Below are 1725 nucleotides of genomic sequence, written 5' to 3' on the forward strand. Positions count from 1 at the left end.
CCGCGCTGCTCGGCCAGGATTTCGCGCGCGCGCCCCGCCTGGTAGCGACCCTGTTCATCGACGGCCGCGTGAGCGGTCTTGGGCGGCTTGAGCGAACGCGCCTCCTCGCCCCGCCGCGCGCCGCGCGCCGCCATGACGCGACGGATATGGCCCGCAAGCGCCGGATAGCCCGCGTAGACGAACGCATCGTCCCCGTCCGTGTCCATGGTCCGCTTGCGCAGCTCCGCAATCGGCATCGCCCCCAGCCGCCCCGGCAACAGCACCTCCTTGACCCGCAGGCTGCCCGTGCTGAGCATCCGCTGCGGCAGCGCATCGCGCTCGCGACCGCGCTGCCAGCGCGACAGCGTTTTCAGGTCCTCCCGCGAACAGGCCAGATGCAGCCCCGCATGCTCCTCGGGCCAGTATTCCTGCGGCACAATGATCAGCATGCCCTTGCTGTGCAGCATTTCGGCGCCCATGCCCGAGCCGTCATCGAAACCGGTATAGCTGTACTGGATGGCAAAGCACTGGTCCAGAAACCGGGCCGTCACATCGCCCCGGGCGGGCGTGACCACCTGCGCGGCCGCAATGGGCAACAGGTTCTCCTTGTCGTATGGCGGCTTGCCCACCAGCACATCGCCCGCCCCCTCCTCGAAACCCGGCAGCCGAACCGATGGCAGATACAGCCTGTCGTCAGCCGAGGGCACCGCACGGATACGCCGCCCCTGATAGCCGCCGCTGACCGTCAGCTGGTACAGCGTCAGGCGATCCACCGGCTGCGATGCCTGCCTGTCCAATCCGTCCAGCCGGCGCCGCATCGCCTCGCGCGCTTCGTCAAGCGCCGCCGCGTCCCGCGGGAAATGCATCAGGGCCTGCGGCGGCATCGTGTTGAACCCCGGCTCCTGGCCCTCCACCAGCTTGCGCTGCGCTTCGCTGCCACGTCCCTCCCTGACCGCCTGCCAGGCCTCGATGTGCTCGCGCACCACCGGAATGCGCATCGCCACGTCCCATCCCAGAAACCCGCAGCCATCGTTCGGACACAGCGCGATGCGCTCATCCTGCGGCCCCCGCAGCCTGAAGGGGTGCTGTGCCCCGGGCACGTCCTCAAACCAGCCCAGCTGCAACGTGCCCTCCACCACATGGTCACGCGGCACCATCTCCGTCAGCGCCCGTTGCATGCGGGACCAGTCCTCGCGCTGCGGCGCCAGTTTCTGTATCAGGTCCATGAACGCGCTGCCCGGGATGCTGTCGGCATAGCGCACCGCCGGCAGCACCGAGGCGGGCGCGCTGCGGCCCGCGGCAATGTTCCTGGCTGACTTTTGCCGTCCACGCGTCAGGCGGCTGCCGCCAAACATGTCGAAGCGCCAGGGCTCGCCCTCATACTGGAACGTGCGCGCCAGCATGAACCCGCTTAGCGCACCGGGCAGTTGCACCTCCACCAGGGGCAAACCGGTCAGGCGGGCATAAAAGGAGTAGTCACGCTGCGCCCCGCCGGACGACGCGGCGGGCTCCAGCTCCCGTCCCTGCAGGTCGACCGTGACATGCCCGATGTCGCCCGCATCCGGCCCGGGTGGCCGCACCTCACCCACAGCCGTGCGCAGGCTTGCGTGACGCTCCGCCAGATCGAACCGGCTGGGCGCATGACGCGCTGTCAGGGCCGCCAGATGCTCCTCACTGGCTAGCCGCAGATCCAGCGCATCCAGGATCGCGTCGTCCGCCTCGATCTGCGCAATCAGGTTCCAGCTC

The 1725-nt window shown here is 69.1% G+C and carries 1 pseudogene; it reads right to left on the reverse strand.

The features are described 5' to 3' along the window. Window positions 1-1725: pseudogene (locus EVC45_RS44410) on the reverse strand (Type III effector protein (Skwp5)); the annotation flags it as partial.

The sequence above is a fragment of the Paraburkholderia sp. UYCP14C genome (genome assembly GCF_004197395.1).
GTDB lineage: Bacteria > Pseudomonadota > Gammaproteobacteria > Burkholderiales > Burkholderiaceae > Paraburkholderia.